Source organism: Pseudomonas sp. Ma2-10, assembly GCF_054330215.1.
Genome location: NZ_JBTEYL010000002.1, coordinates 1 through 24,176 on the forward strand (window position 1 = coordinate 1; position 24,176 = coordinate 24,176).

25 protein-coding genes are annotated in these 24,176 nt (G+C 58.7%); 9 read left to right on the top strand and 16 right to left on the bottom strand.

The features are described from left to right. Positions 1-245: 245 nt before the first annotated feature. Entirely contained in the window at positions 246-1,445 is a 1,200-nt protein-coding gene (gene tyrS, locus ACXPVS_RS02595) for a tyrosine--tRNA ligase (protein WP_458508935.1), read from the bottom strand. A 212-nt stretch (positions 1,446-1,657) separates the two neighbouring features. On the opposite strand from tyrS, the gene ACXPVS_RS02600 reads away from it, so the two are divergent. Continuing rightward, positions 1,658-3,076, top strand: coding sequence for a peptidoglycan DD-metalloendopeptidase family protein (locus tag ACXPVS_RS02600; protein WP_458508523.1), 1,419 nt, complete (start codon positions 1,658-1,660; stop codon positions 3,074-3,076). A gap of 3 nt (positions 3,077-3,079) precedes the next feature. Continuing rightward, positions 3,080-4,171 carry an anhydro-N-acetylmuramic acid kinase gene (locus ACXPVS_RS02605; RefSeq protein WP_458508524.1) on the top strand — a complete coding sequence of 364 codons (1,092 nt, stop codon included), beginning with the start codon at positions 3,080-3,082 and terminating at the stop codon, positions 4,169-4,171. 80 nt (positions 4,172-4,251) lie between these two features. Here the strand turns inward: ACXPVS_RS02605 and erpA are convergent, their stop codons facing one another. Continuing rightward, positions 4,252-4,602 carry an iron-sulfur cluster insertion protein ErpA gene (gene erpA / locus ACXPVS_RS02610; RefSeq protein WP_007947969.1) on the bottom strand — a complete coding sequence of 117 codons (351 nt, stop codon included), beginning with the start codon at positions 4,600-4,602 and terminating at the stop codon, positions 4,252-4,254. Between the two features lie 168 nt (positions 4,603-4,770). Further along, positions 4,771-5,805, bottom strand: coding sequence for an N-acetyl-gamma-glutamyl-phosphate reductase (gene argC / locus ACXPVS_RS02615; RefSeq protein WP_458508525.1), 1,035 nt, complete (start codon positions 5,803-5,805; stop codon positions 4,771-4,773). A gap of 135 nt (positions 5,806-5,940) precedes the next feature. On the opposite strand from argC, the gene hemJ reads away from it, so the two are divergent. The 6 genes from hemJ (at position 5,941) to coq7 (ending at position 10,468) form a co-directional block, all read left to right on the top strand. Next, the gene (gene hemJ, locus ACXPVS_RS02620) at positions 5,941-6,369 is read left to right on the top strand and encodes a protoporphyrinogen oxidase HemJ (RefSeq protein WP_458508526.1); all 429 of its coding nucleotides are present in this window, start codon (positions 5,941-5,943) and stop codon (positions 6,367-6,369) included. A 33-nt stretch (positions 6,370-6,402) separates the two neighbouring features. Next, complete coding sequence (locus tag ACXPVS_RS02625) at positions 6,403-7,371, top strand: NAD(P)H-dependent flavin oxidoreductase (RefSeq protein WP_458508527.1); 969 nt, start codon at positions 6,403-6,405, stop codon at positions 7,369-7,371. A gap of 86 nt (positions 7,372-7,457) precedes the next feature. After that, positions 7,458-8,423, top strand: coding sequence for a DUF805 domain-containing protein (locus ACXPVS_RS02630; RefSeq protein WP_458508528.1), 966 nt, complete (start codon positions 7,458-7,460; stop codon positions 8,421-8,423). A 62-nt stretch (positions 8,424-8,485) separates the two neighbouring features. Next, positions 8,486-9,274: an SDR family NAD(P)-dependent oxidoreductase gene (locus tag ACXPVS_RS02635; RefSeq protein ID WP_458508529.1), complete on the top strand. Its 789-nt coding sequence runs from the start codon at positions 8,486-8,488 to the stop codon at positions 9,272-9,274. Positions 9,275-9,356: 82 nt separating this feature from the next. Further along, a complete protein-coding gene (locus ACXPVS_RS02640) occupies positions 9,357-9,695 on the top strand; it encodes a histidine triad nucleotide-binding protein (RefSeq protein ID WP_008147240.1) in 339 nt (112 codons plus the stop codon). A 125-nt stretch (positions 9,696-9,820) separates the two neighbouring features. Then, a complete protein-coding gene (coq7, locus tag ACXPVS_RS02645) occupies positions 9,821-10,468 on the top strand; it encodes a 2-polyprenyl-3-methyl-6-methoxy-1,4-benzoquinone monooxygenase (RefSeq protein WP_008147238.1) in 648 nt (215 codons plus the stop codon). A gap of 125 nt (positions 10,469-10,593) precedes the next feature. Here coq7 and ACXPVS_RS02650 read toward each other — a convergent pair whose 3' ends face one another. Beyond that, positions 10,594-11,016, bottom strand: a complete 423-nt coding sequence (locus ACXPVS_RS02650) for an OsmC family protein (protein ID WP_458508530.1) — start codon at positions 11,014-11,016, stop codon at positions 10,594-10,596. 231 nt (positions 11,017-11,247) lie between these two features. On the opposite strand from ACXPVS_RS02650, the gene crp reads away from it, so the two are divergent. Then, complete coding sequence (gene crp / locus ACXPVS_RS02655) at positions 11,248-11,892, top strand: cAMP-activated global transcriptional regulator CRP (RefSeq protein ID WP_458508531.1); 645 nt, start codon at positions 11,248-11,250, stop codon at positions 11,890-11,892. Here the strand turns inward: crp and ACXPVS_RS02660 are convergent. The 12 genes from ACXPVS_RS02660 to ACXPVS_RS02715 all read right to left on the bottom strand — a co-directional run bounded on the left by ACXPVS_RS02660 (position 11,889) and on the right by ACXPVS_RS02715 (position 24,096). Further along, positions 11,889-12,590 (bottom strand): lipoate--protein ligase family protein, encoded by a 702-nt coding sequence (locus tag ACXPVS_RS02660; protein WP_458508532.1) that lies wholly within the window; start codon positions 12,588-12,590, stop codon positions 11,889-11,891. The two genes, crp and ACXPVS_RS02660, sit on opposite strands and share 4 nt — an antisense overlap. Before the next feature lie 67 nt (positions 12,591-12,657). Further along, the gene (gene trpC, locus ACXPVS_RS02665) at positions 12,658-13,494 is read right to left on the bottom strand and encodes an indole-3-glycerol phosphate synthase TrpC (protein ID WP_458508533.1); all 837 of its coding nucleotides are present in this window, start codon (positions 13,492-13,494) and stop codon (positions 12,658-12,660) included. Beyond that, on the bottom strand, positions 13,491-14,540 hold the full coding sequence (gene trpD, locus ACXPVS_RS02670) for an anthranilate phosphoribosyltransferase (RefSeq protein ID WP_458508534.1): 1,050 nt from the start codon (positions 14,538-14,540) through the stop codon (positions 13,491-13,493). The genes trpC and trpD overlap by 4 nt, the downstream gene beginning before the upstream one ends. Positions 14,541-14,549: 9 nt before the next feature. Then, complete coding sequence (locus tag ACXPVS_RS02675; protein WP_458508535.1) at positions 14,550-15,143, bottom strand: aminodeoxychorismate/anthranilate synthase component II; 594 nt, start codon at positions 15,141-15,143, stop codon at positions 14,550-14,552. Positions 15,144-15,257: 114 nt separating this feature from the next. Next, on the bottom strand, positions 15,258-16,739 hold the full coding sequence (gene trpE / locus ACXPVS_RS02680) for an anthranilate synthase component I (RefSeq protein WP_458508536.1): 1,482 nt from the start codon (positions 16,737-16,739) through the stop codon (positions 15,258-15,260). Between the two features lie 71 nt (positions 16,740-16,810). Then, positions 16,811-17,629: a phosphoglycolate phosphatase gene (locus ACXPVS_RS02685; RefSeq protein ID WP_458508537.1), complete on the bottom strand. Its 819-nt coding sequence runs from the start codon at positions 17,627-17,629 to the stop codon at positions 16,811-16,813. Next, complete coding sequence (gene rpe, locus ACXPVS_RS02690) at positions 17,626-18,300, bottom strand: ribulose-phosphate 3-epimerase (RefSeq protein WP_458508538.1); 675 nt, start codon at positions 18,298-18,300, stop codon at positions 17,626-17,628. Before rpe ends, ACXPVS_RS02685 begins: the two co-directional genes overlap by 4 nt. A 90-nt stretch (positions 18,301-18,390) precedes the next feature. After that, a complete protein-coding gene (locus tag ACXPVS_RS02695) occupies positions 18,391-19,539 on the bottom strand; it encodes an iron-containing alcohol dehydrogenase (protein ID WP_458508539.1) in 1,149 nt (382 codons plus the stop codon). 143 nt (positions 19,540-19,682) lie between these two features. Further along, positions 19,683-20,507, bottom strand: a complete 825-nt coding sequence (locus ACXPVS_RS02700) for an ABC transporter permease (RefSeq protein ID WP_458508540.1) — start codon at positions 20,505-20,507, stop codon at positions 19,683-19,685. Between the two features lie 12 nt (positions 20,508-20,519). Next, entirely contained in the window at positions 20,520-21,767 is a 1,248-nt protein-coding gene (locus tag ACXPVS_RS02705) for an ABC transporter permease (RefSeq protein ID WP_458508541.1), read from the bottom strand. A gap of 110 nt (positions 21,768-21,877) precedes the next feature. Further along, positions 21,878-22,921 (bottom strand): ABC transporter substrate-binding protein, encoded by a 1,044-nt coding sequence (locus tag ACXPVS_RS02710; RefSeq protein WP_458508542.1) that lies wholly within the window; start codon positions 22,919-22,921, stop codon positions 21,878-21,880. 50 nt (positions 22,922-22,971) lie between these two features. Then, positions 22,972-24,096 (bottom strand): ABC transporter ATP-binding protein, encoded by a 1,125-nt coding sequence (locus ACXPVS_RS02715; RefSeq protein WP_458508543.1) that lies wholly within the window; start codon positions 24,094-24,096, stop codon positions 22,972-22,974. Between the last annotated feature and the right edge of the window lie 80 nt (positions 24,097-24,176).

The following is a 24,176-nucleotide window of genomic DNA, read 5'->3' on the forward strand; positions in this document are numbered from 1 at the left end:
TTCTACAGCGTTACTCGCTGCTGTCAACACCTCTTTTACACCGCTTTCGACCGAGAAGACCGAATCGCTAAAAGAGCCAAACAACGCCGCTCTTTCAACGCCTTACGGGCTTCGATGACCTGAAGCAACTCGCTGCCGAAAACCGCATAACTCTTTGTTTACCAAGGAGTTTTCCGTTTCGACTGCGCCGGAAGTGGGGCGAATTATAGACGTCCAGAATCTGCCGTCAACCCTTAATTTGAGCTTTATTCGGACTTGAGCGTAATACGCGCAAACGCCTTCTTCCCAGCCTGGCAAACATGGGTCGCACCCAGTACGTATATAAAGGTGCGATCGACAACCTCACCATCTATACGCACACCACCAGAACCTAGAAGATCGCGCGCAACAGCCGAGTTCTTGACCAGACCTGCCTTATTAAGGACAGCCGCAATCGGCATGTCTTCAGTCGCCGACAATTCGATCTCTGGCAGATCGTCCGGTAACTCGCCTTCCTTCATACGGTTTCCCGCCGCACGGTGAGCACTGGCAGCGGCCTCCTCACCATGGAAACGCGCAACGATCTCTTCCGCCAGCTTGATCTTGATATCACGCGGATTGGCGCCCGCCTCGACATCAGCACGGAACGCATTGATCTCATCCATGGAGCGGAAACTGAGCAGTTCGAAGTAGCGCCACATCAGCGCATCCGGAATGGAAACCAGTTTGCCGTACATCACACCCGGCGCTTCCTGGATACCCACGTAGTTGCCCAAGGACTTGGACATCTTCTTCACACCATCCAGACCTTCGAGCAGCGGCATGGTCAGAATGCACTGAGCCTCTTGGCCATACCCACGCTGCAGCTCACGCCCCATCAACAGATTGAACTTCTGATCCGTACCACCCAGCTCAACGTCCGCGCGCAAAGCAACCGAGTCATAACCCTGAACCAGCGGATAGAGGAACTCGTGAATGGCGATTGGCTGATTGGTGGTGTAGCGCTTGTCGAAGTCGTCGCGCTCGAGCATGCGAGCCACGGTGTACTGAGACGTCAGGCGAATGAAATCGGCCGGCCCCATCTGATCCATCCAGGTGGAATTGAACGCAACTTCGGTTTTTGCCGGATCAAGAATTTTGAAAACCTGGGTCTTGTAGGTCTCGGCATTCTCGAGAACCTGCTCGCGGGTAAGAGGAGGGCGTGTCGCACTTTTGCCACTCGGATCGCCGATCATCCCGGTGAAGTCACCTATAAGGAAGATCACCTGATGCCCCAGGTCCTGGAACTGACGCAGCTTATTAATAAGCACGGTATGACCCAGGTGCAAATCCGGCGCGGTCGGATCGAAGCCTGCCTTAATACGCAGCGGCTGGCCACGCTTGAGCTTTTCGATCAGCTCGGACTCGACCAACAGTTCTTCCGCACCACGTTTAATCAGCGCTAGCTGCTCTTCAACCGACTTCATAACAGACCCGCAAGGCTCGAATTCAAAGGGAACCAACCATACAAGATCGCGCGTCAAATACAAGTTTTGCCCAGCGCACGGACGCCAATCCACGGACACAGCGTTCGCGGACTTGCTTCAAAGATGATTTGGTTATATTTTATACAGTTATTTCGTCTTCATCATGTCATTCATCTTTTCCAATTCATCTTTTTCAAAGTCAAAAATTACCTATGACCAAAGAATCGTCTAAAGCGCCACCGCTTTACCCGAAGACCCACTTGCTCGCAGCAAGTGGCATCGCCGCCCTTCTGAGCCTGGCGCTTCTGGTATTTCCTTCCAGTGATGTTGAAGCCAAAAAGACGACCCTGAGTCTTGAGCTGGAAAGCCCTGCTGAACAACTGACACAAGATCAAGACGCTGGCGAAGCGGTCCAAGCCACAAATGAGTCAGCAGCGTCCCCTTTTGCGCAGATCGAAAACAGCGCCGAAGCTCGTCTGGGAACCGCTCAGGCCGCGCCAGCACCCGCGATCGAAGAAATAAAATCTCCACGCCACAGGGAAGTGATCGTCGCCAAAGGCGATACCCTCTCCACCCTGTTTGAAGAAGTCGGCCTTCCAGCAGCTTCAGTGCATGAAGTGCTGGCCAGCGACAAACAAGCCAAGCAGTTTAGCCAACTCAAGCACGGCCAGAAGCTTGAATTCGAACTGGGCCCCGATGGCCAACTGACCAACCTTTACAGCAAGATCAGTGACATCGAAAGCATCACAGTGACCAAGAATGACAAAGGCTATTCATTCAATCGCATTACCGCCAAACCGACCGTGCGCTCTACCTACGCTCATGGCGTGATCAACAGCTCGCTGTCGCAGTCCGCTGCACGCGCTGGCTTGTCCCACAGCCTGACCATGGACATGGCCAGCGTGTTTGGCTATGACGTCGACTTCGCCCAGGATATTCGCCAAGGTGACGAGTTCGATGTCATCTACGAACAGAAAACCGTCAACGGCAAGACTATCGGCAATGGCCCGATCCTTTCCGCTCGCTTCACCAATCGCGGCAAGACCTACACCGCCGTGCGTTACACCAATAAACAAGGCAACAGCAGCTACTACACTGCTGACGGCAACAGCATGCGCAAGGCGTTTATCCGTACCCCGGTGGACTTCGCCCGCATCAGCTCGAAATTCTCAATGGGCCGCAAGCACCCGATCCTGAACAAAATCCGCGCTCACAAAGGCGTCGACTATGCAGCGCCGCGCGGCACTCCAATCAAGGCAGCCGGTGACGGCAAAGTGTTGCTGGCCGGTCGCCGTGGCGGCTACGGCAACACCGTGATCATCCAGCACGGCAATACCTACCGTACGCTGTACGGCCACATGCAGGGCTTTGCCAAAGGCGTGCGAACTGGCAGTAGCGTCAAACAAGGCCAGGTGATCGGCTACATCGGCACCACCGGACTTTCCACCGGACCGCATTTGCATTACGAGTTCCAGGTCAATGGCGTGCACGTCGACCCACTGGGCCAGAAAGTCGCAATGGCCGATCCGATCCCCAAGGCTGAACGCGCACGTTTCCTCGCGCAGAGCCAACCGCTGATGGCGCGCATGAATCAAGAGAAATCCACGCAGCTGGCGTCGAGCAAGCGCTAAGTCATGACGCTCTATATAGGTGTGATGTCCGGGACCAGCCTCGATGGCCTGGACATTGCGTTGATCGAGTTGACTCCGACGATCAACCTGATTGCCACGCATTACACGCCAATGCCTGACTCTCTGCGCACCGAACTGCTTGGCTTGTGCGCCAGCGGCCCGGACGAGATTGCCCGCTGCGCCATCGCCCAGCAAAACTGGGTAAAACTGACGGCACAGGGTATTCACAATCTCCTCGACCAACAAAAACTGAAACCCGAAGACATTCGCGCGATTGGTAGCCACGGCCAGACCATTCGCCACGAGCCGGCGCGCGGCTTCACCGTGCAGATTGGCAACCCTGCCCTTCTGACCGAGTTGACCGGCATCGCCGTGGTCAGCGACTTTCGCAGCCGCGATGTTGCGGCTGGCGGACAAGGCGCGCCATTGGTCCCGGCCTTTCACGAAGCGTTATTTGAAGAGCGCGCAGGCAATCGCGCGGTACTGAACGTTGGCGGATTCAGCAACCTTAGCCTGATCGAGCCCGGCAAGCCGGTAGCCGGTTTCGACTGTGGTCCAGGAAACGTCCTGCTGGATGCGTGGATTTACCAGCAACGCGGAGACAACTTTGATCGCGACGGCCAATGGGCTGCCAGCGGCAAGGTCGAACCGGTTCTACTGAACGAACTGCTGAGTGATCCATTTTTCGTGACCAAAGGCCCAAAGAGCACCGGTCGCGAAGTATTCAACCTGGCATGGTTGACACAGCATCTATCGAAATTATCGACCTTCGCCGCCGAAGACGTGCAGGCAACCCTGCTCGAACTGACCGCCTTGACCATCGTCGAGTCACTGCAAACCGCCCAATCAGATACTCAGGAACTGCTTGTATGCGGCGGCGGCACGCACAACGCCACGCTGATGAGCCGCTTGGCCAGCTTGCTGCCGAACACCAAAGTCAGCAGCACCGCGGCTTACGGTGTAGACCCGGATTGGGTCGAAGCCATGGCCTTCGCCTGGCTGGCCCATTGCTGCCTTGAAGGCATCGCTGCCAATCGCCCGAGCGTCACTGGCGCCCATGGCCTGCGCGTACTTGGCGCCATTTACCCTGCTTGACGAGTCCTACCGAATCCCAGACAGCAAAACGCCGCAGAGCCCTGAGCCCCTGCGGCGCGTGGTGATGCGGTAACGCGCGTTCAGATCGAGAACGAAGAGCCGCAGCCACACGTGGTGCTGGCGTTCGGGTTCTTGATCACGAAGCGCGAACCTTCCAGACCTTCCTGATAGTCCACCTCGGCACCTGCCAAGTACTGGAAGCTCATCGGATCAACGACCAGACTGACTCCTTCGCGCTCGACAATGGTGTCGTCATCGGCCACTTCCTCATCGAAGGTGAAGCCGTACTGAAAACCTGAACAACCGCCGCCCGTAACGAATACGCGCAGCTTCAAGCGATCATTCCCCTCTTCATCGACCAGGCTCTTTACCTTGTGCGCGGCACCGTGGGTGAATTGCAAAGCCGTGGGGGTGAAGGATTCGACGCTCATGCTAACTATCTCCCGGCGTTACGCCGCCATAATGCGTGATGACGCGCATTATCCGCTTCTCCTAGAAAATTGGTCAACTATTGTTACGGTATATCAATCAACTCAATCGTAAACCCGGAATACAAAAAGGCCCGTCAGACGAGCCTTTTTGCTGAGCAGGATGGAACCTTATGGCAACATGCCTGCATGAGACAGACCCAAGCGCTCATCCAGACCAAACAGGATGTTCAGGTTCTGCACCGCCTGGCCCGACGCGCCTTTGACTAGATTGTCGATTACCGACAACACCACCACCAGATCACCATCTTGTGGACGATGCACGGCAATGCGGCAAACGTTGGCACCGCGCACGCTGCGAGTTTCCGGATGGCTGCCGGCCGGCATGACATCGACGAACGGTTCGTTGGCGTAACGCTTCTCAAACAATGCCTGTAGATCCACGGACCGGTCCACGACCGTTGCGTAGAGCGTCGAGTGGATGCCTCGAATCATGGGCGTCAGGTGCGGAACGAACGTCAGGCCGACGTCCTTGCCCGCTGCACGACGCAGACCCTGGCGAATTTCCGGTAAGTGACGGTGCCCTTTGACGGCGTAAGCCTTCATGCTTTCTGACGTCTCGGCGTACAGCGAACCTACAGATGCGCCACGACCGGCACCACTGACACCGGATTTGCAGTCAGCAATCAAGCGAGTGGTATCGGCCAGACCTGCTTCTAGCAATGGCAGGAAACCCAATTGCGTAGCAGTCGGGTAGCAACCCGGCACAGCGATCAGGCGTGCCTGCTTGATTTGCTCGCGATTGACTTCCGGCAAGCCGTAAACCGCCTCTTCCAGCAGTTCCGGCGCCCCGTGCGGTTGACCGTACCACTTGGCCCACTCATCGGCGTCTTGCAGACGGAAATCCGCCGACAGGTCGATGACTTTGGTGCCGGCCGCCAACAGTTCGCCAGCCAGCGCATGAGCCACACCGTGAGGCGTGGCGAAGAACACTACGTCGCACCCGCCCAGCGTCTTGATGTCCGGGACGCTAAATGCAAGACCATCGTAATGACCGCGCAGGTTCGGGTACATATCAGCCACGGCCAGACCGGCCTCGGATCGGGAAGTGATGACGGCCACTTCTGCTTGCGGATGCTGTGCCAACAGACGCAGCAGTTCGACTCCGGTGTAACCCGTGCCGCCGACGATACCGACCTTGACCATAAACCTGCCCTCAACGAACCCACTGGAAAGCCGTCGATAATAGGGGCCGCGCGGCGCGGCGACAACCGCCAAGGTGACGTGCGGCCGCTCAAGCCTTTACTATTCAGGCTACCGTGAACCTGGGAATAACTAAAAATGCTTTATCTGTGGCTCAAAGCGCTTCACATCGTCAGCATGGTCTGCTGGTTTGCCGGCCTGTTCTACCTGCCGCGCCTGTTCGTTTATCACGCCCAAAGCGAAGACACCGCCAGCAAGGAGCGCTTCAGCATCATGGAGCGCAAGCTGTACCGCGGCATCATGGGGCCGGCGATGATCGCCACCCTGATTTTCGGCATTGCACTGATCGCCTTGAACCCCAGCATATTTAGTCAAGGCGCATGGATGCACGCCAAGTTGACCCTGGTGGTGATCCTGATCGGCTACCACCACATGTGCGGCGCCCAAGTGAAACGTTTTGCCCGTGGCGAGAACACCCGCAGTCATGTCTTTTATCGCTGGTTCAATGAAGTGCCGGTTCTGATATTGCTGGCCATTGTAATTCTGGTCGTCGTTCGACCGTTCTAACGCCAATAAGCACAACTCACCGGGGTACTTCCAATGTCGCTGCCCGCTCTGCTCGAACAACGCTTGCGTCTGCCAGTGGTGGCAGCGCCAATGTTCCTGATCTCCAACCCACAACTGGTGCTCGCCTGCTGCCGTAATGGCGTGGTGGGCAGCTTTCCTGCGCTGAACCAGCGCAAGAGCAGCGGCTTCAAGGCCTGGCTGGAAGAGATCGAAGCAGGGTTGGCGACACTGGAGAATCCGGCGCCTTATGCGGTGAACCTGATCGTCCACAACAGCAACCCGCGGCTGCAAGCGGACTTGGCGATCTGCATCGAGCATAAAGTGCCCATTGTGATCACCAGCCTGGGCGCGGTGAAAGAACTGGTCGATGCAGTGCACCGCTATGGCGGTCTGGTGTTCCATGACGTGACGACGCGTCGCCATGCAGAGAAAGCGGCTGAGGCCGGGGTCGACGGTTTAATCGCCGTGGCAGCGGGCGCCGGTGGACACGCCGGAACCTGGAGCCCGTTCTCGCTGATTGCCGAGATCCGCCAATTCTTCGACAAGACGCTGCTGCTGGCCGGCTGCCTGAACCACGGCCACGAGATTCTCGCGGCACAACTGCTCGGTGCGGATCTGGCCTACTTCGGTACGCGATTTATCGGCACCACCGAAAGTCATGCGCCTGACGCCTACAAGGAGATGCTGCTGACTTCCAGAGCCGCGGACATCGTCCATACTCCAGCGGTGTCGGGAGTACCGGCAAGCTTTATGCGTCAGAGTCTTGAGGCTGCAGGTTTCGACATGGCCGCGCTGCAAGGCAAGGGCGAAGTGGACTTCGGCTCCAAACTCAAGCCCATAAGCGATGAAGCCAAAGCCTGGAAAACCGTCTGGTCCGCAGGTCAGGGTGTCGGCGAGATCGATGACCTGCCGAGTGTCGATCAATTGGTCGCTCGCCTTGATGCCGAGTACCGCAACGCACTGGCGCTGGCGGCAGCACTGCCCAAGCGCTGGCCACGCTGACAGGGGAACCTGGCCAGTCCATTCCGGCTGGCTTTACACTCAACCTGCAAGACTCCCTAAAACATTCGCGACAAGGATGCCTCGCAATGAGCGAAAACCGTTTCAAGATCGTGTTCGACGGCGCTCTGCTACCAGGTGTTGACGTCACCACCGCCAAGCTCAATCTCGCTGAGTTGTTCAAAAGCGATGTGGTTGCCATCGAGCGGCTGTTCAGTGGCAAGCCGGTTGCGCTCAAACGCGACCTTTCGCAGGTCGATGCACAGACTTATCTCCAGGCGCTGACCAACACCGGAATCGATGCCCGGATCGAATCCGAACCCTCGATCGGACTGGGCCTGGCTGACGTTCATGAACACGCTCCTGCCGTCGCGGCAGATCCCGAATCCCCTTACGCACCACCCCAGGCTACCGTTGGCGAAGCTTTGCCTGCGTTTTCCACACTCAAGCCGTTCAGCTTCGACGGGCGGATCGGCCGTTTGCGTTATCTGGCCTGGACGATGTCGCTAACGCTGGTGACCCTTGGTGTTGGCGCTGTGCTTGCTGTTTTTGGCTTGGCCCTCATCAACACGGACTCGACCATCGCCCTCATTCTCGGAGCCCTGCTGGCCTTGATCCTCTTCCTGGCGCTCGGCTTCGTCAGCACCCAGTTCTGTGTCCAGCGCCTGCATGATATTGGCTGGTCTGGCTGGCTCTGGCTGCTGACCCTCGTGCCGTTCGTGGGCAGCATCTTTCCGTTCGTGATGGTGATTGCGTCGGGTAATAGCACCGCCAATCGATACGGTGCGCCACCACCGCCCAACGGCACCGCGGTCAAGATCCTGTCGTCCCTGTGGCTGGTGTTTATCGCGATCCTGTTCATCGGCGGACTGACCGGCGGCCTTACTGCCCTCCAGAGCGAATACGAAAGCACCACCCAGAGCAGTTATGGACGTGACTCTGTGACCACCGAAGAGATCGAAGATCAAACCGCCGTGGAAGCAGCGCCAGCGCCAAATTCAGCCGACGATGCAGCCGAAGAAGCCCAGCCCCCTGTAGACTCTGCGAAAGAATGAACAGCGCTCCCCGCCCGTGACACCTGCGTCGCCGGCGCGGAGCTGTTGCGATGGAGAAATGCATGACCCGTTACGCTCTGATCACTGGCGCTTCCAGCGGCATCGGCCTGGCGATGGCAGAAGCGCTGGCCCGGCGCGGCCGCAACCTGATTCTGGTGGCCCGTCAGCGTGATCAGCTGGAAAGTATTGCGATTGAGCTGACCCAACGTTTTGACGTGGAAGTGTTGTTCCGAGCCTGTGACCTCGGCGAGCCGCTACGGCTGTCCGGTTTTCTGCTGGAGCTGGAGGAAGGTGACCGACAGATCGATTTGCTGGTCAACTGCGCCGGCATCGGCACCTGCGGACCTTTTCTGGCTCAGGACTGGATGACCGAGCAGGACCTGATCGAAGTGAACATCCTCGCGCTCACTCGCCTGTGTCACGCGCTAGGCAACAGCATGGCGCTGCAGGGCGGCGGGCAAATTTTGAATGTCGCCTCGGTGGCGGCATTCCATCCCGGTCCGTGGATGAGTACTTATTACGCCAGCAAGGCTTATGTGCTGCACTTTTCCGAAGGGCTGCGCGTCGAACTGAAAAAATGCGCGGTCAACGTCTCGGTACTCTGCCCCGGCCCTACCCGCACGGCGTTTTTGCGCACCGCGCAATTGGACGCTGGCAAACTGGTCGACAGTAAAATGCTGATGAGCCCCGAGGAAGTCGCGCTCTACACCGTGCGGGCTCTGGAGAAAAACCGAGCCATCATTATTCCGGGTCGACGCAACCGCTGGCGCGCCTTCCTGCCACGGCTCGGCTCACGCTGGCTGACCCGGACAATCGCCGGCATGGTCAACAAGGCTTACTGCCCGCGCTGATCGCACCCTCAAGGTAAAAGGCTGGGCTCGGGCATAACCCATGGTTACACTCAGACCAGCCCAAACAACGGAGAAAAAAGCTGTGGATACTCTGTTCACCAAGATCATTAACCGGGAAATCCCGGCGAAGATTATTTACGAGGACGACCAGGTACTGGCCTTCCACGACATCGCCCCACAGGCACCGGTGCATTTTCTGGTGATTCCGAAAAAAGCGGTGCGCACGCTTAACGACCTGACCGAGGACGACAAGGCACTGGCTGGGCATATTCTGTTTACCGCCCAGCGTCTGGCCCTGGAACTGGGTTGCGAAGAGGGGTTTCGCGTGGTCATGAATTGCAATCCACTGGGTGGACAGACCGTCTATCACATACATATGCATGTATTGGGTCAGCGCCAGATGCATTGGCCGCCGGGCTGATCGCAGTAAACCTCGTGGGGATGGGCAACCGCCCCCACAAGTACCTGCGTCGCAATGACCCAGCGCAAACCTTCCCTCGGCCGATTGAGTTAAACTGCCCGCCGAGATTCTTCCCGGAGGTCAGCATGACTACCCAACGTCACTACTCGCCGATTGACCGTCTTCTGCTGCAAGCCGATGCCGCGATGCGTACCTTGTTGCCCTTCAGTGGCCAACCGTACCGTCCTTCGCCCGCTATTGTTCAGCCGGATGCGCAAATGAGCGACGAAGACACCCGGCACGTCGCCGGCCTGATGCGTATCAACCATACCGGCGAAGTCTGTGCCCAGGCGCTGTATCAAGGTCAGGCCCTGACCGCCAAGCTGCCGCAAGTACGCGCCGCCATGGAGCATGCCGCCGAAGAAGAAATCGACCACCTGGTCTGGTGCGAACAACGCATAAAACAGTTGGGCAGCCACACCAGCATTCTCAATCCGCTGTTCTATGGCATGTCGTTCGGGATTGGCGCGGTGGCCGGGTTGATCAGCGATAAAGTCAGCCTGGGTTTCGTTGCGGCTACCGAACATCAGGTCTGCAAACACCTCAACGAACACCTTGAGCAACTGCCAGCCGAGGATGAAAAGTCCCGGGCAATCCTCGAGCAGATGCGCATTGATGAAGAACACCACGCCGAAAGCGCGCTGGAGGCTGGGGGTTTCCGCTTCCCGGCACCGGTGAAGTTCGGCATGAGCCTGATGGCCAAGGTCATGACCAAGAGTACTTACCGGATCTGATAGCTGCAGTGTTCTTGAGAGCCTCTTCGCGAGCAGGCTCGCTCCCGCAATGGCTTTACGTCAGCCATAAAAAAGGCGACTACCGCAAAGTAGTCGCCTTTTTTGTGCTCGATGTGGATGTCGATTCAACCGAGCTCGATGATCTCGTAGTCATGGGTAATGTCCACGCCCGCCGCGCCGAGCATGATTGACGCCGAGCAATATTTCTCGGCAGACAGCTCGATGGCGCGTTTGACCTGGGCTTCTTTCAGCCCGCGGCCCTTGACCACGAAGTGCATGTGGATTTTGGTGAAAACTTTCGGATCTTCGGTGGCGCGCTCGGCGTCGAGGAAAGCTTCGCAACTTTCAACGGCCTGACGGGACTTCTTGAGGATGCTGACCACATCAAAATTGCTGCAACCGCCAACACCCAGCAGGAGCATTTCCATCGGCCGGACCCCCAGGTTGCGACCGCCGGCATCGGGCGGACCGTCCATGACCACGACATGACCGCTGCCGGATTCACCGAGGAACATGGCTTCGCCAGCCCATTGGATGCGTGCCTTCATCGCCAAGACTCCACTGTCTAAAAAAGGGTTGCCAGCTTAGCACAGGGGCCTTGATTGACGGCGTCTTGCCTTCCTACGAAGCAAGCCGCTGCGCTGTAGGTAAATTCTCGAATATTGCTGGAAGTGTCTGTTAAGCTGGCGCCAATTCACTGGCGCATAGCCAGCTCTGCAGCAACTTCAGCGACTCATAAGAAAACCAAACACACCGTGAAGTCTTTTCGGGATACAACCATGGTTGGTATTACCCCAACACCCAGAATCAAGAACCTCGACAAACTGCTGATGCATTGCCAGCGCCGTCGTTATGCGGCCAAAAGCAATATCATTTGTGCCGGCGACCGTTCGGACAAGCTGTTCTTCATCATCAAGGGTTCGGTCACCATCCTGATCGAGGATGACGACGGCCGCGAAATGATCATCGCCTACCTGAACTCCGGAGACTTTTTCGGCGAGTTGGGTCTGTTCGAACAGGCGGGCCTGGAACAGGAACGCAGTGCCTGGGTGCGCGCCAAGATCGAATGCGAGGTCGCCGAGATCAGCTACGCGAAATTCCGCGAGCTGTCCCAACAGGATCCAGACATTCTTTACGTGCTCAGCGGACAAATCGCACAGCGCCTGCGCAACACCACCCGCAAAGTGGGTGACCTTGCATTCTTCGACGTTACCGGCCGCGTCGCACGCTGCCTGCTGGAACTGTGCAAACAGCCGGATGCCATGACCCATCCCGATGGCATGCAGATCAAGGTGACCCGTCAGGAGATCGGGCGGATTGTCGGTTGCTCTCGTGAGATGGTCGGTCGCGTACTCAAGGATCTGGAAGAACGCAACCTCGTGGACGTCAAAGGCAAGACCATGGTGGTCTTCGGTACGCGCTAAACCCTGAACAGGTCTGCCAGCAACTCGCGGTACAACGTGTCGAGTCGTCCCAACGCATCAGGTGCTGCATATTTTTCATGAAGAGCAATGTGGCTCCCGGCGCGAGCTCGCTGCTCCAGGCCACAGGCTTCATTGAACCGGTTAACCGCCGCAACCATCGACTCACGTTCGTTATCGAGCAACAAAGCCCCGTGCACCAACCCTACCGGACGCGTACCGCCATTGCTCTGGCGCCAGCGTTGAGCCGTGCCGACCATCTTGCGCCCATCAAGGTTGACGTTGAAACGCCCATCACAAAACGCACCCTCTATTTCACCCAAAGACGAAGCGCCGCCCAGTTCATCGAGTAACTGACACATCGGATCGCAAAGCCGCCGATAACCGGTTTCGATGCGGTGCTGGTCACCCTCGCTACGCGGTGGCGCATAGACCAGTGCGATGTTGATCGTTGAGGCCGATTGCGGCACCGGCTCACCGCCGGTTTCACGCAACAACACCGGCCAACCTGCCGCAGCCGACACTTCGCACGCGGCCTCGAATCCAGGCAAGCGGTTCAACCGCCGCGGCATGACCAGCGCCTTATCACTGGGCTGCCAGAACAACAGGCCGAATTCCGAATCACCGGCGCATACACGGGCTAACAGATCCTGTTCGGCGAGCAGGCCGGCTTCGACGGTCAAGGCGATGGGCTGGGTCATGGCAGTAGAGATCCTTTGTTTTGGGTATAAAAAAGCCGGCATCGCCGGCTTCTTCATTAAGTCACGTTCAGTCGAGTGTAGAACCGCTCACCGCGATACCCCGTTCAGGAAAGAACAGACGCTGCAGTTCAGTGCCCGGGCTTTCGGCGCGCATGAACGCTTCGCCAACCAGGAACGCGTACACATCGCTGATTTCCATCAGCTCGACATCGGCCCGGTTGAGAATGCCACTTTCGGTGATCACCAAGCGATCACGCGGGATACGCGGCAACAGATCGAGGGTGGTTTCCAGATTGACTTCGAAGGTGTGCAGGTTGCGATTGTTGACGCCGACCAACGGAGTGTCGAGGGTTTTCAAGGCCCGCTCCAGTTCGTCGCCATCGTGAACTTCCACCAGCACATCGAGGCCGACACTTTTGGCGACAGCCGCCAGCTCGGCCATTTTCACGTCATCCAGTGCGGAGACGATCAACAGCACGCAGTCGGCGCCCAACGCTCGGGCTTCAATGATCTGGTAAGGATCGATCATGAAGTCCTTGCGGATCACCGGCAGTTTGCACGCCGACCGCGCCTGTTGCAGATACGCATCGGCGCCCTGGAAGTAATCGATATCGGTGAGCACTGACAGACAGGTCGCGCCGCCATTCTCGTAACTCTTGGCGATGTCGGCGGGAATGAAGTTCTCGCGGATAACGCCTTTGCTCGGTGAGGCTTTCTTGATTTCTGCAATGACCGCTGGCTGCTTGAGCTTGGCCTGAGCCATCAATGCCTTGGCAAAACCACGGGGTTCATCGGCCGTCTTGGCCAGACTTTCCAGCTCCGCCAGGCTTACGCGAGCGCTACGCTCGGCGACTTCCTGGACTTTACGGGCCAGAATGTTTTCCAGAACCGTCGGTACACTCATCCCTCATTCTCCACTTTGAATACCGCGGTAAATGCACCCAGCTCTTCCAGTTTTTCCCGAGCGAGGCCTGTGTGCAGCGCATCGTGCGCCAGGGCAACGCCTTCTTTCAAACTGCTGGCATGGTCGGCGGCGTACAGCGCGGCACCGGCATTGAGCATAATCATTTCCGCGGCTTTCTGACCGTTCTCGGTCTTGCGCTTGCCCAGCGCATCGCGAATCAGTTCCAGGGAGGCCACCGGGCCATCCACTGCCAGACCGTGCAGGCTCTGGCTCTTCATGCCCAGGTCTTCTGGCTCGACCCAATACTCGGTGATCTGGTCATCCTTCAATTCCGCCACAAAGGTCGGCGCCGCCAGACTGAATTCGTCCAGGCCATCCTTCGAGTGCACCACCAGCACGTGCTTGCTGCCCATGCGCTGCAAGACTTCAGCCAGCGGCCGGCACAACGCCTGACTGAACACGCCCACCACCTGATGCTTCACGCCGGCCGGATTCGTAAGCGGGCCGAGCATGTTGAACAGCGTGCGCAAGCCCAGCTCCCGGCGCGGGCCGGCGGCGTGCTTCATGGCGCTGTGATGGGTCTGGGCGAACATGAAGCCGATGCCAACGTTATCGATGCAGCGTGCTACCTGAACCGGCGTCAGGTTCAAGTAGATACCCGCCGCCTCCAGCAAATCGGCGCTGCCGCTTTTGCCCGAGACCGCACGGTTGCCATGCTTGGCCACAGTACAACCGGCCGCCGCGACTACGAATGAGGACGCGGTCGAGACGTTAAAAATGTTCGCGCCATCACCACCGGTACCCACCACATCGACGACGCCGTCGAGGGTCTTGAGCTCGACCTTGTCCGCCAGCTCGCGCATGACCGACACGGCGCCGACGATCTCGTCGATGCTTTCACTCTTCATGCGCATGGCCATCATGAACGCGCCGATCTGCGCATCCGTGCATTGACCGGTCATGATTTCGCGCATGACATCGCGCATCTCATCGGTGCTGAGGTCGAGTTGTTCGACGATACGGCTCAGGGCTGTCTTGATATTCATGAAAAGTCCTTAGCGCGTGCCGCCGGTTTGTTTGAGGAAGTTAGCGAACAGCTCATGGCCCTGTTCGGTGAGGATCGACTCAGGGTGAAACTGGACGCCCTCGATGTTCAGTGTCTTGTGGCGCAGGCCCATGATCTCGTCGACCGAACCGTCTTCAAGCTGGGTCCAGGCGGTCAGTTCCAGGCAATCGGGCAGGGTTTCGTGTTTAACGATCAGTGAATGATAGCGGGTGACTGTCAGCGGATGGTTCAGGCCTTCAAATACACCTTTGTCCTCGTGGAACACCGGGCTGGTTTTGCCGTGCATGACCTGTCGGGCGCGCACCACATCGCCGCCAAAGGCCTGGCCGATGGACTGATGCCCGAGGCAGACGCCCAGAATCGGCAATTTACCGCCAAAATGTTTGATCACATCCATCGACACGCCGGCTTCGTTCGGCGTGCAGGGGCCAGGTGAAACGACGATCCGCTCAGGGTTGAGGGCTTCGATTTCGGCAATGGTGAGCTCATCGTTGCGCACGACTTTGACCTGGGAGCCGAGCTCACCGAGGTATTGCACAACGTTGTAGGTAAAGGAGTCGTAGTTATCGATCATCAGCAACATGGTTTAAGAACCTCTTGAATTCACTGACTTTAAATACTGCCTTCGAATGATTGACCCGCAGCGTCCAGCGCTTTGTCAGCCAAAGCGGCATGTCATACGGGTCACGTTCTGCGGTCAGCTTTCCGGGGTTTGTTCAGCCAGGGCTACGGCGCGGAACATCGCGCGGCGCTTGTTCAGGGTTTCTTCCCATTCCAGCGCCGGTACCGAGTCGGCAACGATGCCGCCACCGGCCTGCACATGCAGTTCGCCGTTCTTGATCACCGCGGTGCGGATCGCGATCGCGGTGTCCATGTTGCCGTTCCAGGCGAAGTAGCCGACCGCGCCACCGTAGACACCACGCTTGACCGGTTCCAGTTCGTCGATGATTTCCATCGCGCGAATCTTCGGTGCGCCAGACAAGGTGCCCGCCGGCAGAATCGCCCGCAGTGCGTCCATCGCCGTCAGCCCGGCCTTCAATTGACCGGTGACGTTGGACACGATGTGCATCACGTTGGAATAACGCTCGATCACCATTTTTTCGGTGAGTTTCACCGAACCGATTTCCGAAACACGACCTGTGTCGTTACGGCCCAGGTCGATCAGCATCAAGTGTTCGGCAATTTCCTTGTCGTCGGACAGCAGGTCTTTTTCCAGCGCCAGGTCGGCCTCTTCGTTGGCCCCGCGTGGGCGAGTGCCGGCAATCGGGCGCACGGTGATCAGGTTGTCTTCGACCCGCACCAGCACTTCCGGCGAACTGCCGACGACGTGGAAGTCGCCGAAGTTGAAGAAGTACATATAAGGCGTCGGGTTGAAGCAACGCAGCGCCCGGTACAAGTCGATGGGCGCAGCCTTGAAGTCGATCGACATGCGCTGGGACGGCACGACCTGCATGCAGTCACCGGCCAGGATGTATTCCTTGATGGTGTCGACGGCTTTTTCGTAATCGTCCTGCGTGAAGCTCGAACGAAACACCGGATCAGCCGACTGTTGCTTGCTGAAATCCAGACCGCGGCGCGGGGTAATCGGCTGACGGAGTTTTTCCAGCAACTCTTCCAGACGCGCCTGACCTTGTTCGAAAGCATCGTCTTGCGAGGGATCGGCCAGGACAATCGCGTGCATCTTGCCGGCGAGGTTGTCGAATACCACTACCGCGTCGGAAACCATCAGCAGAATGTCCGGCACGCCCAACGGATCCGGGTTCGGGCACTTGCCCAGACGCTTCTCCACATAGCGCACGCAGTCGTAACCGAAGTAACCCACCAGACCGCCATTGAAGCGCGGCAGGCCGGCGATGGTCGGCACGTTGTAACGGGCCTTGAACGCTTCGACGAACGCCAGCGGATCTTCAGCTTCGTGGCTTTCGACCTCGACGCCGTCATGGGTCACGCTTATGTGATGGTCATGAGCCCGCAGCACGGTACGGCACGGCAGACCGATGATCGAGTAACGGCCCCACTTCTCCCCGCCCTGCACCGATTCCAGCAGGTAAGAGTTGGGCTCGTCGGCCAGCTTCAGGTAGATCGACAGCGGTGTGTCGAAGTCGGCCAGGGTTTCGCGGGCCAGCGGGATGCGGTTGTAGCCGGCAGCGGCTAAACGCAGGAATTCTTCGCGGATCATGGGGTAGCCTCGTGGCTTGAGGGTCTAACAGTCAGGTATGCAAACGCGCCGGTATCCCGGCCAGGAACAAGTCAGGCGCGCCAACGCCAGCGGGCCAGGGCCTTGATGACTTTCATCCAGAGTTTGCGAGTGACCACCACGATGGCGTTTCCAGAAGGGGGTTGAACAGCGTCGGGCAACGTTATCTCAGCGGCCGGATCCAGGCAACCGTGAATTAACTTACGCAGATCATCGATCACCAGCGCCGGCGACTCTTCGGCAATTGGCCGGCCATGGTTATAGCCGTAACTGAGCGCCACACATTTGACCCCGGCCGCTTTTGCCGCCAGCACATCGCTGCGCGAATCGCCGACGAACAAGGATTGCGACGCCGGGATGTTGGTCATTTTCATCACGAAAAACAGCGCTGCCGGGTCCGGCTTTTTCTGTGGCAGGGTGTCGCCGCCGATGATCAAGCGGAAATAACGGCCGATTTTCATCTGATCCAGCAGCGGCGCGACGAAGCGCTCCGGCTTGTTGGTGATCAGCGCCATTTCGACACCGCGCTTGTGCAGCCATTTCAGGGTGTCGCGCACGCCGGGATAAACCACCGTCAGCTCGTGACCGTCCTCGTAAAAACCGTTGAACAGCTCCAGGGCATGCTCGGCCTCGACCTCATCGACACCCTCGGCGTCGATGTGGTTGGCCAAGGCCCGGCGTACCAGCGTGTGCACGCCGTTGCCCACCCACTCACGCACCGATTCGATGCCGGCAGGTTGACGCCCGAGTTTGAGCAGCATGTTATCCACAGCCGCTGCGAGGTCGGGGACCGAATCGATCAGCGTGCCATCCAGATCGAACATCACCAGCCGCGGCAGAGACCCCGGGAACAACTGCTCAAAGCCACTCATGGGCGGGTCAGTGCCAGTTCGGAACGCATCTTCTCAATCACCTCTTGGTAGTTCGGCGCATTGAAGATCGCCGAACCGGCGACGAACGTGTCGGCGCCAGCAGCGGCGATTTCACGAATGTTGTTCACGTTTACGCCGCCGTCGATTTCCAGGCGGATGTCACGGCCGCAAGCATCAATCAGCGCCCGCGCTTCCCGCAGCTTGTCGAGGGTGCCGGGGATGAACTTCTGCCCGCCGAAGCCCGGGTTGACGCTCATCAGGAGGATCATGTCGACCTTGTCCATCACGTACTTGAGCACATCCAGCGGGGTCGCCGGGTTGAACACCAGGCCCGACTTGCAGCCACCTTCACGGATCAGTTGCAGGGAACGGTCGACGTGCTGCGTGGCTTCCGGGTGAAAAGTGATGTAGGTCGCGCCGGCCTCGATGAAGTCACCGACGATGCGGTCCACCGGGCTGACCATCAGGTGCGCGTCGATCGGCGCAGTCACGCCGTACTTGCGCAGTGCGGCACACACCATCGGGCCGATGGTCAGGTTCGGCACGTAGTGGTTGTCCATGACATCGAAGTGCACGAAGTCGGCGCCAGCGGCCAGGACGTTATCCACCTCTTCACCCAGGCGGGCGAAGTCGGCGGAGAGAATCGACGGAGCAATTACGAAGGGCTGCATGACGCACCTTTTCTGAGCAAAATCACGATGGCGCGCATTGTATACCTCATGCTTTGACCCGCGCACCGTGGCCGCGATGATTGACCCGATCTAGTAAGCCGCCCGGTAGATCTTCTCAATATCGACAGCACTCAATTTGCGCGGATTGTTGCGCATCAGGCGCTCAATTCCCGCCGCTTCCACGGCCAGGGACGGGATGGCGTCTTCGGGAACGCCGAAGCTGCGCAGCCCCGGCGGAATTTCCACCGCCGCGCACAATTCGGTCATCGCCTCGACGGCCTTGTCCGCCGCGTCGTTGGCGCTCAGATGAGTGGTCTTCACGCCCATGGCCTCGGCGATATCTTGCATGCGCTCCACGCAGGCCATTTTGTTCCAGGTCATGACATATGGCAGTAGCAAAGCGTTGCTGACGCCGTGGGCAATGTTGAAACGAGCGCCCAGCGGATACGCCAGCGCGTGTACCGCCCCGACCCCGGCATTACCAAACGCCATACCGGCCATCAGACTGGCGGTGGCCATGTCTTCGCGGGCCTGGAGATTGGACGGGTTGGCGTAAGCCTTCGGCAGCGCCTTGGCGATGAGTTTGATGGCGCCGATGGCCAGCGCGTCGGTAATCGGTGAGGCGTTCAACGACAGATAGGATTCGATGGCGTGCACCAGTGCATCGACGCCACTGGCGGCAGTGACACTGCGCGGACAGGTCAGGGTCATTTGCGGGCTGACCAGCGCCACGTCCGGTAACAGATAGTCGCTGACGATGCCTTTCTTTAGCTGCGCGACCTTGTCGGAGAGGATCGCCACGTTGGTGACTTCCGAGCCGGTACCGGCGGTGGTCGGAATGGCGATCAGCGGCGGGCCTTTGCGCGGCACCTGATCAATGCCGAACAGGTCCTCCAGCGCGCCGTGATAACCGGCGTAGGCCGCGACACTTTTAGCGATGTCGATGGCACTGCCACCGCCCAGACCGATCAGCCCGTCATGCCCTCCTTCGCGGTAGACCCGCATGCAGTCTTCGACGATGGCGATTTCGGGGTCCGGCAATACACGGTCGAAAATTTCGTAGGCTCGGTCGCCCAGCTGCGCCAGCGCCAGCTCGACCGTACCGGACTTGACCAGCGCGGCGTCGGTGACGATCAGCGGGTTGTCGATGTCCAGACGTATCAATTCAGCGGCCAGTTGCTCGATAGCACCTGCGCCGGTAATCAGTTTGTGAGCGATTTTGAAAGCGGAAAGACTCATCGTGCGCAGCCTCTTATAGCCAGGGGAGCTGGGCACAAGAGTAGCTGGGGATTGGAGTTTGTCTGCTATTGAGGCCATGAATGACCATACCCGCCGCATATCGATCGCTCCCACTTCGCGTGGGAACGATCGGTACTTGCAGGTTAGACCTGGGCGGTGCGCAGTTTCTCGCTGCGCCCGCGCAGCCATTCCAGGGTCAGCAGCAGAATTACCGAGAAAGCGATCAGCAGGGTCGCTGCAGCAGCAATCGTCGGGCTGAGGTTTTCGCGGATGCCGCTGAACATCTGCCGAGGCAATGTCACTTGCTCGGGGCCGGCGAGGAACAGCGTCACCACCACTTCATCGAACGAAGTGGCGAAGGCAAACAGCGCACCGGAGATCACGCCAGGCGCAATCAGCGGCAACGTCACCCGACGAAACGCCGTCAGCGGCGAAGCACCCAGGCTCGCAGCCGCGCGCACCAGATTCTGATTGAACCCCTGCAAGGTCGCCGACACCGTAATGATCACAAATGGCACGCCCAACACCGCATGCACCACGATCAGCGAGAAGAAGCTGTTGCCCAGCCCCAGTGGCGCGAAGAACAGATAGCTCGCCACACCAATGATCACCACGGGTACCACCATCGGCGAAATCACCAGCGCCATCACCAGCGCCTTGCCAGGGAAGTTGCCCCGCGTCAGGCCGATTGCCGCCAGCGTACCGAAGATCATCGCCAACACCGTCGCCGCCGGAGCAACGATGATGCTGTTCTTCAGTGCACGCATCCACTCGGCCGAAGCGAAGAAGTCCTGGTACCAGTGCAGCGAAAAGCCTTGCAACGGGTACACCAGAAAACTCCCTGAGTTGAATGACAGCGGAATGATCACCAGCACCGGCAGAATCAGGAACAACAGGACCAGCCCGCAGAGAATGCGCAAGCTGTAGAACCACACCCGCTCAATGGGCGACATATAAGGACTCAGCATTTCGATCTCCCCTTAGCTCAGGCGCAGGCGACTGGCGCCCACCAGCCAGTTGTAAATCAGATAAAGCACCACGGTCGCCAACAGCAGCAGCCCACCGAGGGCGGTTGCCATGCCCCAGTTGATGCTGGTGTTGGTGTAGAAGGCGACGAAGTAACTGACCATCTGATCGCTCGGGCTGCCCAGCAAGGCCGGAGTGATGTAGTAGCCGACGGCTAGGATGAACACCAACAGGCAACCGGCTCCGACACCGGCATAGGTCTGCGGAAGGTACACCCGCCAGAAGCTGGCGAACGGGTGGCAGCCTAGGGAAATCGCGGCGCGCATGTAGGTCGGCGAAATGCCTTTCATCACGCTGTAGATCGGCAGAATCATGAACGGCAGCAGGATGTGCACCATGGAGATGTAAACCCCGGAGCGGTTGAATACCAGTTCCAGTGGTTTATCGATGATGCCCATGGCCATCAGGCCACTGTTGATCAAGCCGCCCGACTGCAGCAACACAATCCACGCGGCGACCCGCACCAGAATCGAGGTCCAGAACGGCAGCAGGACCAGAATCATCAACAGGTTGCTTTGACGCGATGGCAAGTTCGCCAGCAGGTAGGCCAACGGGTACGCCAGCAACAGACAGATCACGGTAATGACCAGACCCATCCAGAAGGTTCGGGCGAAGATGTCGAGGTAGATCGCCTGATCGGGCGCGGCCGGGGCGATTTCGCCGAGGTCGTCGATACGGTGATCGACCGCCGCCAGCAAGTAATAAGGGGTGATGCTGCTGGTGTTGCGGCGCACAGCTTGCCAGTAGGCCGGGTCACCCCAGCGCTCGTCGAGACCTTCCAGCGCTTCTTTATAGGAGGCCGGTTCGGTAGCGAACGGTAAGGCACGTGCGGTTTTGGTCAGCAGGCTGCGGTAGCCGGCCAACTCCATGTTCAAGCGCTTGGACAGGTCGCCCAAGGTCTGATTCTTGCGGGCTTCAGCCAGGTCTTGGCTGGCGGCCTTGTAAACCGGTTCAGCGGGCAGGCCTCGGCCATCCCAACTGGCGATAGCCGCCACGGTGCGCGGCATACCGCCGACCACTTCCGGGTTACCAACGCTTTTGTAGAGCAGCGCCACGATGGGCACCAGGAACACCAGCAACAGAAACAGCACCAACGGCGCGATCAAGGCTTGTGCTTTCCAGCGGTTGATCCGCTCGGCGTGCTTGAGCCGCTGCTTCAAGGTGGGGTCGGTGCCCGCGTTCAGGGGAATGGCGGTGGCCATGGCGTACTCCGGAAATCTTTGATCGTTACAGAGGTGGTAAACGCCGCCTCGAACGGTGGGTGCCGATCGTTCCCACGCACAGCGTGGGAACGGTCATCACAGGGTCGTGCTTACTTGGCGGCCCAGGAATTGAAGCGCTGTTCCAGTTGCTCACCGTTGTCCGCCCAGAAGCTGACGTCGATCTGCACCTGGTTGGCGATGTTTTCCGGGGTGGTCGGCATGTCTTTCAGGACATCCTTGGCCAGCAACGGTACGGCTTGAATATTGGCCGGGCCGTAGGCGATGTTTTCCGAATAGGTCTTTTGCTGCGGCGGCGCCACCGAGAACGCGATGAATTTCTTCGCCGCCTCAGCGCGTGCTTTATCCAGACCTTTTGGAATGGCCCATGCGTCGAAGTCGTAGATGCCGCCGTTCCACACGACTTTCAGGTTGCTTTCTTTTTGCACGGCAGCGATCCGGCCGTTGTAGGCCGAGCTCATGACCACGTCGCCGGAAGCGAGGTACTGCGGCGGTTGCGCGCCGGCTTCCCACCACTGGATGCTTGGTTTGAGCTCATCAAGCTTCTTGAACGCGCGGTCCTGACCACCCTTGCCGGCCAGTACTTTGTAGACGTCTTTCGGCGCAACGCCGTCGGCCATCAGCGCGAATTCCAGGGTGTACTTGGCGCCTTTACGCAGGCCACGTTTGCCCGGGAATTTCTTGGTGTCCCAGAAATCCACCCAGCCGGTCGGTGCGGAAGCCAGTTTGTCGGCGTTATAGGCCAGCACGGTCGACCACACGAAGAAGCCCACGCCGCAGGGCTGGATGGCGCCTTTGACGTAGTCTTCGGACTTGCCGAACAACTTCGGATCAAGCTGCTCGAACATGTCTTCGTCGCAACCACGGGACAATTCTGGCGATTCAACTTCGACCAGGTCCCAGGACACGCTTTTGGTGTCGACCATGGCTTTGACCTTGGCCATTTCGCCGTTGTACTCGCCCGCCACAATCTTGCCGTTACCTGCCGCTTCCCACGGTGCGTAGAAGGCTTTGACCTGCGCTGCCTTGTTCGCACCGCCAAAGGACACCACGGTCAGGTCCTGGCCCGCCGCCATTGCGTGCGCCGCACCGATCATGCCCATGACCAAAGCGGTGAATTTCAGGGATCTCAACATTTATTGTTCTCTCCACGTGCAGGGTTGGTGTTGTTGAATCAGGGGGGCGATCAATGCGCCTCTAGAAGTGGGTCGAGCGCGCGAACGTGTTCGACCTGCCAGCCAAGCGGTACCACGTCGCCGACAGCCAGTGCCGGATCGAGCTCGGCAATCGGTTGTTTCACAAAGAAATCGGTCTTGCCGCAGACTTCCAGGCGAACCCGGACGTGGTCACCCAGATAGATGAATTCCTCCACCCTCCCTGAGAAGCGGTTGACGCATTGATCGCTTGCGCCGTTGAGGCTAATGCGCTCGGGTCGAATCGACAGCGTGACCGGTTCGCCGGCCTTGCCGACGTTGACCGCCAGAGCCTCAACCTTTTCGCCGCGCCCTAACTCAACCACGCAGCGGTCGCCGGTGTGACTGTGCAAGCGGCCATTGAGGCGGTTGTTCTCACCAATGAAGTTGGCGACGAAGGTATTTTTCGGTTCTTCGTAGAGGGCGCGCGGCGACGCGATCTGCTGGATTTCGCCCTGGTGGAAGACTGCCACGCGATCGGACATGGTCAGGGCTTCACCCTGGTCGTGGGTCACGTAGACCACGGTCACGCCGAGGCGCTGGTGCAGATGTTTGATTTCCATCTGCATGTGTTCACGCAGTTGTTTGTCCAGTGCGCCGAGGGGTTCGTCCATCAGCACCAGTTGCGGTTCGAACACCAAGGCGCGGGCCAGGGCCACACGCTGCTGCTGACCGCCGGACAGTTGAGCCGGATAACGCTGGGCGAAGGTGTCGAGCTGAACCATGCTCAGGACTTTTTTGACCTTGTCGCTGACATCGTTCTTGTTCAAGCCGCGCACGGTCAACGGAAACGCCAGGTTCTCGGCAACCGTCATGTGCGGGAACAACGCGTAGTTCTGGAACACCATGCCGATGTCACGTTTGTGTGGCGGCACGTTGTTGATGGAGCGCCCGGCCAGCTGGATTTCGCCTGCGGTCGGCGTTTCGAAACCGGCGAGCATCATCAGGCTGGTGGTCTTGCCGGAGCCGGACGGTCCGAGCAAGGTGAGGAATTCGCCTTTGCGAATCTCCAGGTTGAGGTCTTTGACGATCAGGTTCTCGCCGTCGTAGCTTTTTTGTACTCCACGAAAGCTGACCAGAATATCGCTGGCCCCTGCGCTTGAATCGACCTGGCTCATACCCACACCTTTGTTGTTGATGACTGCTGAGGACTTAGCCTAGTGGACGCTGCCGACCACGCAAATCGGGGCGCAGGAGA

What these genes read in the sequence shown, in the direction of transcription:
- tyrS (WP_458508935.1), bottom strand. Translation starts at nt 1,445, where the DNA reads ATGAAGTCGGTTGAAGAGCAGCTAGCGCTGATTAAACGTGGTGCGGAA.
- ACXPVS_RS02600 (WP_458508523.1), top strand. Translation starts at nt 1,658, where the DNA reads ATGACCAAAGAATCGTCTAAAGCGCCACCGCTTTACCCGAAGACCCAC.
- ACXPVS_RS02605 (WP_458508524.1), top strand. Translation starts at nt 3,080, where the DNA reads ATGACGCTCTATATAGGTGTGATGTCCGGGACCAGCCTCGATGGCCTG.
- erpA (WP_007947969.1), bottom strand. Translation starts at nt 4,602, where the DNA reads ATGAGCGTCGAATCCTTCACCCCCACGGCTTTGCAATTCACCCACGGT.
- argC (WP_458508525.1), bottom strand. Translation starts at nt 5,805, where the DNA reads ATGGTCAAGGTCGGTATCGTCGGCGGCACGGGTTACACCGGAGTCGAA.
- hemJ (WP_458508526.1), top strand. Translation starts at nt 5,941, where the DNA reads ATGCTTTATCTGTGGCTCAAAGCGCTTCACATCGTCAGCATGGTCTGC.
- ACXPVS_RS02625 (WP_458508527.1), top strand. Translation starts at nt 6,403, where the DNA reads ATGTCGCTGCCCGCTCTGCTCGAACAACGCTTGCGTCTGCCAGTGGTG.
- ACXPVS_RS02630 (WP_458508528.1), top strand. Translation starts at nt 7,458, where the DNA reads ATGAGCGAAAACCGTTTCAAGATCGTGTTCGACGGCGCTCTGCTACCA.
- ACXPVS_RS02635 (WP_458508529.1), top strand. Translation starts at nt 8,486, where the DNA reads ATGACCCGTTACGCTCTGATCACTGGCGCTTCCAGCGGCATCGGCCTG.
- coq7 (WP_008147238.1), top strand. Translation starts at nt 9,821, where the DNA reads ATGACTACCCAACGTCACTACTCGCCGATTGACCGTCTTCTGCTGCAA.
- ACXPVS_RS02650 (WP_458508530.1), bottom strand. Translation starts at nt 11,016, where the DNA reads ATGAAGGCACGCATCCAATGGGCTGGCGAAGCCATGTTCCTCGGTGAA.
- crp (WP_458508531.1), top strand. Translation starts at nt 11,248, where the DNA reads ATGGTTGGTATTACCCCAACACCCAGAATCAAGAACCTCGACAAACTG.
- ACXPVS_RS02660 (WP_458508532.1), bottom strand. Translation starts at nt 12,590, where the DNA reads ATGACCCAGCCCATCGCCTTGACCGTCGAAGCCGGCCTGCTCGCCGAA.
- trpC (WP_458508533.1), bottom strand. Translation starts at nt 13,494, where the DNA reads ATGAGTGTACCGACGGTTCTGGAAAACATTCTGGCCCGTAAAGTCCAG.
- trpD (WP_458508534.1), bottom strand. Translation starts at nt 14,540, where the DNA reads ATGAATATCAAGACAGCCCTGAGCCGTATCGTCGAACAACTCGACCTC.
- ACXPVS_RS02675 (WP_458508535.1), bottom strand. Translation starts at nt 15,143, where the DNA reads ATGTTGCTGATGATCGATAACTACGACTCCTTTACCTACAACGTTGTG.
- trpE (WP_458508536.1), bottom strand. Translation starts at nt 16,739, where the DNA reads ATGATCCGCGAAGAATTCCTGCGTTTAGCCGCTGCCGGCTACAACCGC.
- ACXPVS_RS02685 (WP_458508537.1), bottom strand. Translation starts at nt 17,629, where the DNA reads ATGAGTGGCTTTGAGCAGTTGTTCCCGGGGTCTCTGCCGCGGCTGGTG.
- rpe (WP_458508538.1), bottom strand. Translation starts at nt 18,300, where the DNA reads ATGCAGCCCTTCGTAATTGCTCCGTCGATTCTCTCCGCCGACTTCGCC.
- ACXPVS_RS02695 (WP_458508539.1), bottom strand. Translation starts at nt 19,539, where the DNA reads ATGAGTCTTTCCGCTTTCAAAATCGCTCACAAACTGATTACCGGCGCA.
- ACXPVS_RS02700 (WP_458508540.1), bottom strand. Translation starts at nt 20,507, where the DNA reads ATGCTGAGTCCTTATATGTCGCCCATTGAGCGGGTGTGGTTCTACAGC.
- ACXPVS_RS02705 (WP_458508541.1), bottom strand. Translation starts at nt 21,767, where the DNA reads ATGGCCACCGCCATTCCCCTGAACGCGGGCACCGACCCCACCTTGAAG.
- ACXPVS_RS02710 (WP_458508542.1), bottom strand. Translation starts at nt 22,921, where the DNA reads ATGTTGAGATCCCTGAAATTCACCGCTTTGGTCATGGGCATGATCGGT.
- ACXPVS_RS02715 (WP_458508543.1), bottom strand. Translation starts at nt 24,096, where the DNA reads ATGAGCCAGGTCGATTCAAGCGCAGGGGCCAGCGATATTCTGGTCAGC.